Origin of the sequence: Nioella sp. MMSF_3534 (assembly GCF_030732985.1) — a bacterium.
In the GTDB taxonomy this organism is placed as follows: Bacteria; Pseudomonadota; Alphaproteobacteria; order Rhodobacterales; family Rhodobacteraceae; genus Nioella.
Genome location: NZ_JASHJX010000076.1, coordinates 1 through 10531 on the forward strand (window position 1 = coordinate 1; position 10531 = coordinate 10531).

The 10531-nt window shown below is 65.9% G+C and carries 8 protein-coding genes and 1 pseudogene; 5 read left to right on the forward strand and 4 right to left on the reverse strand.

The window, feature by feature from the left end:
• Both RBB16_RS19735 and RBB16_RS19740 read left to right on the forward strand, forming a co-directional pair.
• Positions 1 to 169, forward strand: a pseudogene (locus tag RBB16_RS19735) (glutathione S-transferase); the annotation flags it as partial.
• Positions 170 to 193: 24 nt separating this feature from the next.
• Positions 194 to 1732, forward strand: coding sequence for a YifB family Mg chelatase-like AAA ATPase (locus RBB16_RS19740; protein ID WP_306047747.1), 1539 nt, complete (start codon positions 194 to 196; stop codon positions 1730 to 1732).
• Here the strand turns inward: RBB16_RS19740 and RBB16_RS19745 are convergent.
• The 4 genes from RBB16_RS19745 to rsmI all read right to left on the reverse strand — a co-directional run bounded on the left by RBB16_RS19745 (position 1729) and on the right by rsmI (position 4857).
• Entirely contained in the window at positions 1729 to 2610 is an 882-nt protein-coding gene (locus tag RBB16_RS19745) for an alpha/beta hydrolase (protein WP_306047749.1), read from the reverse strand. The genes RBB16_RS19740 and RBB16_RS19745 overlap by 4 nt on opposite strands.
• Entirely contained in the window at positions 2607 to 3548 is a 942-nt protein-coding gene (gshB, locus tag RBB16_RS19750) for a glutathione synthase (RefSeq protein ID WP_306047750.1), read from the reverse strand. Before gshB ends, RBB16_RS19745 begins: the two co-directional genes overlap by 4 nt.
• 74 nt (positions 3549 to 3622) lie before the next feature.
• Complete coding sequence (locus tag RBB16_RS19755) at positions 3623 to 3976, reverse strand: YraN family protein (protein WP_306047751.1); 354 nt, start codon at positions 3974 to 3976, stop codon at positions 3623 to 3625.
• A complete protein-coding gene (gene rsmI, locus RBB16_RS19760; RefSeq protein ID WP_306047752.1) occupies positions 3973 to 4857 on the reverse strand; it encodes a 16S rRNA (cytidine(1402)-2'-O)-methyltransferase in 885 nt (294 codons plus the stop codon). The genes RBB16_RS19755 and rsmI overlap by 4 nt, the downstream gene beginning before the upstream one ends.
• Before the next feature lie 86 nt (positions 4858 to 4943).
• Here rsmI and RBB16_RS19765 point away from each other — a divergent pair, with 86 nt between their 5' ends.
• Genes RBB16_RS19765 through murJ form a run of 3 tightly spaced genes read left to right on the forward strand, consistent with a single transcriptional unit; the run spans position 4944 to position 10451 of the window.
• Complete coding sequence (locus RBB16_RS19765; RefSeq protein WP_306047753.1) at positions 4944 to 6113, forward strand: penicillin-binding protein activator; 1170 nt, start codon at positions 4944 to 4946, stop codon at positions 6111 to 6113.
• 43 nt (positions 6114 to 6156) lie between these two features.
• On the forward strand, positions 6157 to 8904 hold the full coding sequence (locus RBB16_RS19770) for a [protein-PII] uridylyltransferase (protein WP_306047755.1): 2748 nt from the start codon (positions 6157 to 6159) through the stop codon (positions 8902 to 8904).
• Positions 8901 to 10451, forward strand: coding sequence for a murein biosynthesis integral membrane protein MurJ (gene murJ, locus RBB16_RS19775; protein WP_306047756.1), 1551 nt, complete (start codon positions 8901 to 8903; stop codon positions 10449 to 10451). The genes RBB16_RS19770 and murJ overlap by 4 nt, the downstream gene beginning before the upstream one ends.
• The last annotated feature ends 80 nt before the right edge of the window (positions 10452 to 10531 follow it).

Below are 10531 nucleotides of genomic sequence, written 5' to 3' on the forward strand. Positions count from 1 at the left end.
CGATCATGGCCCGTCCGAGAACGCCACCTGCCCCTATTCGGGCGACCCCGTGACGGATTTCATGGAGATGGACGGGCGCATCTTCGGCTTCTGCAACTCGTTTTGCCGAGACAAGACCGTGGCCGACCCGGAAGCCTGGCCGGACTTCATGGCCATTTACCAAACGTAAAGGGTTTTCGGGCAAGCGTTAACCATGCTGGACGCGACCCGACCCGAAAGCCTTGCGCGCACCTACACCGTCGCCTTCGAGGGATTGGAGGCGCGACGGGTCGAGGTGCAATGCGCCATCACTCCGGGACTGCCCGCCTTTTCCATCGTGGGCCTGCCCGACCGCGCCGTGGGCGAAGCGCGCGACCGGGTGCGCACGGCGCTGTCCACCATGGCCATCGCGCTGCCGTCCAAGCGCGTCACCATCAACCTGTCGCCCGCCGATCTGCCCAAGGAAGGATCGCATTTCGACCTGCCGATTGCGCTGGCTTTGCTCGGCGCTTTGGGCATCGTGCCGCGCGACCGGGTCGAGGCGGCGATGAGCCTTGGGGAAATGTCGCTCGACGGGACCCTGGTCCCTGTCATCGGCGCGCTGCCCACGGCGCTGGCAGCGGGTGAGGACGGCAGGGCGCTCTTCTGTCCCGCCGCCTGCGGGGCCGAGGCCGCCTGGGTCGGCGCGACCCCGGTTTTCGCGGGCCGTAACCTGGCCGAGATCATTGGCCACCTGACCGACCGCGCCCCCCTGCCCCCTGCTGAACCGGGCGAGGTGCATAGCGAACGTTCCGGCAAGGACCTGCGCGAGGTGCGCGGGCAGGAACGCGCCAAACGCGCTTTGGAGATTGCAGCCGCCGGGCGGCATCATTTCCTGATGGTGGGCGCGCCGGGGTCTGGCAAATCCATGCTGGCCGCGCGTTTGCCCGATCTGCTGCCACCGCTCACCGCCGCCGAGGCGCTGGAAACCTCGATGATCCACTCGCTGGCGGGGTTGCTGGACGAGGGCGGCATTTCCCGCACAAGGCCCTATCGCGCGCCGCATCACACCGCCTCGATGCCCGCCATCGTTGGGGGTGGGCGTCATGCCAAACCTGGGGAAATCAGCCTCGCCCATAACGGGGTGCTGTTCCTAGATGAGTTCCCCGAATACCCCCGGCAGGTGTTGGAAACACTGCGTCAGCCGATTGAAACCGGCGATGTCGTCGTCGCCCGCGCCAATGCGCATGTGACCTATCCTTGCCGGTTCCTGCTGCTGGCTGCCGCCAATCCCTGCCGCTGCGGGCATCTCTATGACGCCGATCAGGCCTGCGGGCGGGCGCCGCTTTGTGGTGAGGATTACCTCGGCCGCATTTCCGGGCCGCTGATGGACCGGTTCGATCTGCGGCTGGAGGTGCCGCCTGTGGGGTTCACCGATCTCGATCTGCCACCCTCGGGCGATGACAGCGCCACTGTAGCCGCGCGGATCGCTGCCGCCCGTGACCGGCAAACCGCCCGGTTCGAGACGCTCGGGGCCAAGGCGCGTGTCAATGCCGATGCCGAGGGCGCGCTGCTCGATCAGATCGCGGAACCGGATGCCGAGGGGCGAGAGATGCTGATCAAGGCCGCCGAGCGATTCCGCCTGTCTGCACGCGGCTATCACCGGGTGCTGCGGGTGGCGCGCACGATCGCCGATCTGGAAGGGGTGGACGCGGTTCGCATGCCCCATATCGCCGAGGCTCTGGGGTTCCGACTGATCGCGGGCAAGAACTAGCGGATCGCGGCGGCCATCTGGTCGAGCGTGACTTCCGCCTCTGGCAGCAGCCAGCCGGGAAAGATCGGCCAGACATGCGGCAGACCGGGCGCGATGGTCAGATGCGCCGCGACCCCTTGCCCCTGCAGCACGTCCACCATGCGGCGGCTGTCATCGAGCAGGACCTCGCCATCCCCCACCCAGACATGCACCGGCCCGGCACCGGGAAACTGCGCGTAAAGCGCGCTGGCACGCGGGTCTTGCGGATCGGCCCCGTCCAGATAGCCAAGCGCGGATACCCGGATTCCTTCGGGCGGCAGCACCACCTCGCTGGCATCGTTCGTCTGCAGGCTGTCACCGGTCATGGCCAGGTCCGTCAGGGGCGACAGGACCAGCGTGGCCAGCGGCTGCGGCAGGTCGGGGTCGGCGCAGATCATCGCCAGCAATGACAGGGCCAGCCCGCCGCCCGCGCTGTCGCCCGCCAGGACCACCGGACCTTGCGCCGCCATCTGCCGGTACAGGCGCAAGGCGGCCTCCGGCGCGGCTGGAAAGGGCGATTCGGGCGCCAGCGGGTAATGCGGGACGACCGCGCCGCCGCCGATGCGCTTGACCAGCCGTCCGGCAAGACCCTTATGGGTGCGGTGGCTGCCGAAGACATAGGCCCCGCCATGCAGGTAGAGCAGCTGTGGCCCCGTCGGGTCGCCAAGCTCCAGCACCTCCATCCCGGCGCGTTCGGTCCAGCGCTGAGCCACGCCGCGGGGAACAGGGCACAGGATGCGGCACTGCCATTCAAACCGTCGGCGGACCCGGATCGCCGCGTCCTGCCGGGCCAGCCGGTTGAGCGCGGGCCGCTCGATCCAGCGCAGCCAGGTGTTGAGCAGCCTCGCGCGGACACTCATGCGACACGCGCTTCGATGGCCTGCCAGATCTTTTCGGCGATGTTGATCCCGTCGAAGCGTTCCAGTTCCTGGATGCCGGTGGGGGAGGTCACGTTGATCTCGGTCAGCCAACCGCCGATCACGTCGATGCCCACGAAGATCTGCCCCTTTTCGCGCAGAAGCGGGCCGATGCGGGCGCAGATCTCTCGGTCGCGGTCGGTGAGCGCCACTTTCTCGGGCCGGCCGCCCACATGCATGTTGGACCGGGTCTCGCCCTTGGCAGGCACCCGGTTGATCGCGCCCACAGGCTCTCCATCGACCAGGATCACCCGCTTGTCGCCCGCAGACACGTCGGGCAGGAATTTCTGCGCGATCAGCGGCTCGCGATTGATGCCGGTGAAGAGTTCGTGCAGCGAGTTGAGGTTGCGGTCATTGGGGTCGAGGCGGAAGACCCCCGCGCCGCCATTTCCATAAAGCGGCTTGAGGATGATATCCCCATGCTTGTGCTTGAAGGCTTTCAGGGTCTCCAAGTCGCGCGCAATGGTGGTGGGCGGCGTCAGGTCGGGGAAATCGAGGACCAGCAGTTTTTCCGGGTAGTTGCGAACCCAGAACGGGTCATTCACCACCAGCGTATCGGGATGGACACGTTCAAGGATATGGGTGGTGGTGATGTAGCCCATGTCGAAGGGAGGGTCCTGGCGCAGCCAGACCACATCCCAATCGGCAAGGTCGATCTCCTGCATCTCGCCGATGCTGAAATGGTCGCCCTTCACCCGCCGCACCGTCAGCGGCCAGCCCCGCGCGGTGACCCGGCCTTCCTGATAGGCGAGCATGTCGGGTGTGTAGTAGAACAGCTCATGGCCCCGCGCCTGCGCCTCTTCGGCGATGCGGAACGTGCTGTCAGCGTCGATATTGATCGGACCGATCGGGTCCATCTGGATGGCAACCTTGAGGGGCATGCGGCGTCTCCAATCCCACGTGTTGCGCATTCATGACCCGTGACGCCGAAAGGTGCAATGCCGCCGATGTGCCCCTACGCACAGAGAACATTCGGCAGAATGTCGATTTCCCCGTGATGGTCGAGCAGTGCCACATCCACCCGGCAATCGGTATTGGCCCCCGCCGGAAGATGTCCGATAAAGTCTTCGGCACTCCGGTAAATGCGATGCAATTGGCGTTGAGACAGGCGTTCGGCGGCCCGCGCATGGCTGCGGCTTTTCTTGACCTCTATGAAGATGACGGTGCCGTCCTTTTCCGCCACAAGGTCTATCTCCCCGGCCTTGCCGCGCCAACGGCGGGACAGGATCGTATGACCGTCACGCACATATCGACGAGACACCTGGTCTTCTGCCGAAAGCCCGGCATGATAACTGACTGTTCCGCTCATCCATCTTTCTCCAGCATCAGCGCCGCCTGGTAGACGTCGCGTTTCTTCAGCCCCAGATCGGCAGCGACCTGCGCCGCCGCGTCCTTGACCGACAGTGTCGCCAGCGCCGCGCGCAAGGCGTCTTCCATCGTTTCCACGCTCGCCTGAACCGGTGCACCCTTGCCGATGACGACGACGATTTCGCCCTTCAAGACCCGATCCGCGATGCTATTTCGAACCTCATCCACGCTGCCGCGCAAGACCTCTTCGAAGCGTTTGGTTAATTCCCGGCACAGCGCCATGGGCCGCTCGCCCCCGAAGGTATCGGACAAAACATCTAACAATCGGTGAACGCGACGCGGCGATTCATACAGAATGATCGTCGCCCCGACCGGCGCAAGATCCGCCAGCCAGCTTGTCATCGCGCCCTTGGCCTGCGGCGGGAAACCCGCGAACAGAAACCGGTCGCTTGGCAGGCCGGACACGCTGAGCGCCGCCAGCACCGCAGAGGCGCCCGGCGCGGCGATCACCGGCAAGCCGTCCTCGATCATGCCACGCGCCAGCTGATAGCCGGGGTCGGCCACCAGCGGCGTGCCCGCTTCGGACACATAGGCCACGGATTTTCCCGCCGCGACCATCGCGGCCAGCTTGTCCCGCGCGCCGGGGCCGCTGTGATCGTGATAGGCGATCAGCGGGCGCCCGGCGACGGCAAGCCCGTGGATCTCCATCAGCTTGCGGGCGGTGCGGGTATCTTCGGCGGCAATCGCATCGGCAGAGGCCAGAATATCCAGCGCCCTCAGGGTGATATCCCGCGCCGCCCCGATCGGCGTCGCCACGAGGTAAAGCCCCGGATCGAGCCGGGAGGCGCGGGGCGCACCGGCGGTTGCAAGCTGATCGGACATGGGCTGGCCTCTTGGCGTTTACTTGTTTCGCGTGACCGCGTAGGGTCCGTCCGACCCAATTTCGAGCCTTCTGGAGACGGCCCCGTATGTTCCCTTCTTTCCGCATGTTCCGCAAGTCACGCCGCTTTGTTCTGTTGGCGCTTTGTGCCGGTGTCCTCGCCGCCTGTCAGGTCGGCGTTCCCGGCGGCAGCGGTCCGCGGGTGCGCGCGGGCGCCCCGATTCAGGTCGCGCTGCTGCTGCCCTACGGCTCTGCCAGCGCGGGCGATGAAATCGTGGCCCGCAGCCTGGAAAACGCCGCCCGGCTCGCCGCATCGGAGTTCGAGGGCGTGGAGCTGGAAATCACCGTCTACAATACCGCGGCGGACCCGGCGCAGGCCGCCACGGTGGCGCGACAGGCCATTCAGCAGGGCGCGCGGGTGATTGTCGGCCCGCTTCGCTCCGATGCCGCGGCGGCCGTGGGGGTCGCGGTCTCGAACAGCAATGTCGCCGTCCTGAGCTTCTCCAACAACACCGAGATCGCGGGCGGCAATGTCTTCGTTCTGGGCCATACGTTCGACAATACCGCCGCCCGGATCGCAAGCTATGCCGCGCGCCAGGGCCGCAATCGCATTGTCATTCTTCACGCCCAGAACCTGGCGGGCGAGGTTGCGCGCGACGCGGTGCAACGGGCCGTGGCCAGCACCGGCGGCACCGTCGCGGGCGTGGTCAGCTACGAATTCTCGCAGCAAGGCGTGGTGCAGGCGCTTCCCGAGGTGATGTCGACCATCCGCTCCTCTGACGCGACCGGGCTGGTCATCACCGCCGAGGCCTCTGCCGCGCTGCCGCTCTTCGCGCAGCTGCTGCCGGAAAACGGGCTGGATACCGAAGAGGTTCGCGTCATGGGTCTGACCCGGTGGGACGTGCCATCGCAGACGCTGGAACTGTCCGGCCTTCAGGGGGGCTGGTTCGCATTGCCGGACCCCGATGCCAATGCCGCCTTTGGCGCCCGCTACACCGCCGCCTATGGCGACGCGCCGCATGTGCTGGCCCCGATAGCCTATGACGCCATGCGCGCGATTGCCGAAACCGCTGCCGAGGCCGGTGCAATCGGGGTGACGGAACTGACCGCCTCCTCTGGCTTTGCCGGTGCGAACGGGGTATTCCGCCTGAGAGCCGATGGCACTGTCGAACGGGCCATGGCCATCGCAACGGTACTCGAAAACCAGGTTTCCATTATTGACCCTGCACCAGGACGCCTTGGCGCCTCCGGCTTCTGACCGGAACCCGCGCCTTCCCGCCAAAGGAACCGCCTCCGGGGAGATGATCCTTCCCGAGGCGGAGATATTCGACACCGCCGCGATCCGCGCGCGGCTGGATGCCGCCCTTGCCGACCAGAGCGACGCGAGCAAGATCCGGGCGCTGACCGTCACCGAACTGCTGGCCGCGCAAAAGGCCGGGCGCGCTGCCATCAAGGAGGCCTTCGAGGCAAATCCACTGGTCGCGCGGCGGGTGACACGCGCCTATGCGTTCCTGACCGACGGCATGGTGACCGAGGCCATTCGAGTCGCCACCACCTATCTGCATCGCAATCCCAACCCGACCGAGGCCGAGCGCCTGGCGGTCATGGCCGTCGGCGGATCGGGGCGCGGGGAAATGGCCCCGTTCTCGGATGTCGACCTGCTGTTCGTGCTGCCCTACAAAATGACCGGTTGGGCCGAGAGTGTCATTGAATCCACGCTCTACATCCTGTGGGATCTGCGCCTGAAGGTGGGTCATGCCAGCCGGTCGATCCCCGATTGCCTGCGGCTGGCGAAAGAGGATTTCACGATCCGCACGTCGCTGCTGGAAATGCGTTACCTGACCGGGGATGCCGCCCTTGGTGACCAGTTGCACGACACGCTGCGCGAGCAGCTTTTCGCGGGCACGGCCAGTGAGTTCATCGACGCCAAGCTGGAGGAACGCGCCGAACGGCACAAACGTCAGGGCGGCCAGCGCTACATGGTTGAACCCAATGTCAAAGAGGGCAAGGGGGGCCTGCGCGACCTGCAGACGCTCTACTGGATCGCCAAGTATGAACATGGTGTCGATACGGTCGCCGAGCTGGTGGAACATGGCGTCTTCCGGCAGGAGGAGTTCAACGCCTTCGATGCCGCGGAACGGTTTCTCTGGGCCGTCCGCTGCCATATCCACCTGATCGCGGGCCGCGCGCAGGATCAACTGACCTTTGACCTTCAGGTCGAGGTGGCCTCGCGTATCGGCTATACCGATCACAGCGGCCGCCGGGCGGTGGAATATTTCATGCAGGATTACTTCCGACACGCCACCCGCGTGGGCGAACTGACCCGCATCTTCCTGACCGCGATGGAAGCCGCGCATCTGAAGCCCGAACCCCTGATCATCGGGTTTCTCAAGGGCCGCCGCAGGCGACGCAAGAAGCTGAAACCGGGATACGACGTCAAGCAGGGGCGCCTTGCGGTGGTCGACGACGCCGTCTTCCTGTCGGACAAGCTGAACCTGCTGCGGCTGTTCGAAGAGGGCCTGCGCACCGGCTACCTGATCCATCCCGACGCGATGCGGCTGGTCACGGCGAACCTGCATCTCATTGACGACGAGATGCGCAGCGACAAGGAAGCGGTGCGCATTTTCCTTGACCTGCTGTTGAAGCATGGCAACCCGGAACGGGGCCTGCGCCGCATGAACGAGCTTGGGGTTCTGGCCGCCTTCATCCCGGAATTCGCGCCGGTCGTGGCGATGATGCAGTTCAACATGTATCACAGCTATACGGTCGATGAGCACACGATCCAGGTGATCTCGACCCTCGCGCAGATCGAGCGCGAAGAGCTGATCGAGGAACTGCCCGTCGCCTCCGGCATCCTGAAGGCGGGTGTCAACCGCAAGGTGCTGTATCTGGCCTGCCTGATCCACGATCTCGGCAAGGGCCGGGATGAGGACCATTCGGTCGTCGGCGCCCAGATTGCCCGCCGCATCTGTCCCCGCCTGGGGCTGAAAGCGGAGGAGTCGGAAACGGTTGAATGGCTGGTGCGTCATCACCTGCTGATGTCCGACATGGCCCAGAAGCGCGATATCGGCGACGTCCGCACGGTGCGCGATTTCGCCAAGGCGGTGAAAACCAAGACCCGGCTCGATCTGCTGACCGTCCTGACCGTCTGCGATATCCGCGGCGTCGGCCCGAATGTCTGGAACAACTGGAAAGCCACGCTTCTGCGCGGGCTTTACCGGGCGACCGCAGTGGCGCTGGAAACCGGGCTGGAAGATCTGAACCGCGAGAAGCGCGAAGGCGAGGCCAAGAAGGCCCTGCGCGAACGGCTGGAGGATTGGGACCGCAAGGCCCTGAAGACCGAGACCGACCGGCATTATGGCCCCTATTGGCAGGGGCTGGACACCGAAACTCAGGCGGTCATTGCCGGGCTGCTGCGCGACCTGCCCGACAACGAGATCCGCATCGACACGGCGCAGGATATCGACCGCGACGCGACCCGCGTCTGCTTTGCACTGGCCGATCACCCCGGCATCTTCTCGCGTCTTGCGGGCGCGCTGAGCCTTGTGGGCGCCAACGTGGTCGATGCACGGACCTACACCACCAAGGACGGCTATGCGACCGCCGTCTTCTGGGTGCAGGACGCCGAGGGCCACCCCTATGAGGCCAGCCGCCTGCCGCGCCTGACCACCATGATCCAGAAGACCCTGAGGGGCGAGGTCGTTGCCAGCCAGGCGCTCGACAAGCGCGACAAGATCAAGAAGCGCGAACGGCCCTTCAACGTGCCCACCAACATCACCTTCGACAATGAAGGCTCCGAGATATACACGATCATCGAGGTCGATACCCGCGACCGGCCCGGCCTGCTGTATGACCTGACCAAGACCCTTGCGGCGTCGAATATCTATATCTCGTCGGCGGTGATCGCGACCTATGGCGCACAGGTGATCGACACGTTCTACGTCAAGGACATGTTCGGGCTGAAGCTGCATGCCAAGCACCGGCAGGACGCGCTGGAGAAGAAGCTGCGAGAGGCCATTGCCCGCGTGGCGGAACGGGCGGGGGCATGAGCACACGGCCCATCCGTCTGCTCAGCGGCATCCTGACCGTGGGCGGCTGGACCATGGTCAGCCGGGTTCTGGGCTTCGTGCGGGAAATCATGCTGACCGCATTGATCGGACCCGGCCCGGTGATGGACGCCTTCGTCGCCGCCTTCCGCCTGCCCAACCTCTTCCGCCGCTTCTTTGCCGAGGGCGCGTTCAACGCCGCCTTCGTGCCGATCTATTCGAAGAAAGCCGAAGCCGGTGAGGACGCCACGGGCTTTGCCCGCGATGCGCTGTCGGGGCTCGGTTTCGTTGTGCTGCTGCTGGTGGGGCTTGGCATGGTCTTCATGCCCGCGCTTGTCTGGGCCACGGCGGGCGGGTTCGTGGGAGATGAACGCTTCGACATGGCCGTGGGCTTCGGCCATGTGGTCTTTCCCTACATCTTCTTCATGTCTTTGGCGGCGCTTCTGTCCGGGGTGCTGAATTCCCATGGCCGGTTCGCGGCGGCGGCGGCGGCGCCGGTCCTGCTGAATATCTTCGTCATTGCAGCGATGACACTTGGCGCGGTCATGGGCGGCGCGGTCATCACCTGGCTGATCTGGGCGATCCCGGTCGCGGGCGTGGCGCAGCTGGCAATGGTCTGGGGCGCTGCGGATCGCGCCGGCATCCGCATCCGCCCGGCCCGCCCGCGCTGGACACCAGAGATGAAACACCTCGTCGCCGTGGGCGTTCCGGCGGCGCTTGCCAATGGGGTGGCACAGATCAACCTGGTGGTGGGGCAGCTTGTGGCGTCGTCGACCGAGGGCGCGATCAGCTGGCTCTTTGCCGCCGACCGGCTCTACCAACTGCCGCTTGGCGTGGTCGGCATCGCCATCGGCATCGTGCTGCTGCCGGAACTGTCGCGGCGGCTGAAGGCGGATGACCCCGAGGGCGCGCGCCATTCCCTTTCCCGCGCCTTTGAATTCGCGCTGATCCTTACCCTGCCCTGCGCGGTGGTCTTTTTGCTGATCCCTCTGCCCATTGTCTCGGTGCTCTACGAACGCGGCCAGACCGATGCCGCCGACAGCGCCGCCATTGCCGGGGCGCTGGCGATCTACGGGCTCGGCCTACCGGCCTTCGTACTGCAAAAGCTGCAACAGCCGGTCTTCTTCGCGCGCGAGGATACGGCGACGCCCTTCCGCTACGCGCTTGTCGCCATGACGATCAATGCGGCGCTTGCCTTCGGGCTGATGCCGGTGATCGGCTGGCTGGCCCCGGCGGTCGCGGCCACCACGGCGGCCTGGGCGATGACGCTGATGCTGTGGCTCGGGGCGCGCGGATTTGGCGAGGCGGTCCGCCTGGACAGCAAAGCCCGTCACGCAGCCCCGCGCATCATGGCGGCGTCGCTGATGATGGGGGCCCTGGCCTGGGGGCTGGTCTGGCTGCTGTCAGGGGCGTTGCAGACAGATGGGCTTCGCTACGCGGCACTGGCGGCCGTGATCGTGGTCGGGATGCTCTCCTACACGGTCCTCGGACAGGTGACCGGCGCATTCCGGCTGGCGGAGATCAAGGCCAGCCTCAGGCGCAACCGCTGATATCAGGCGCGGGCGCGGGCCGGGGTGCGGGCTGGCGCGGCATGCCCTTTCCGCCAGAACCGGCCTGACCTGCGCCAGCC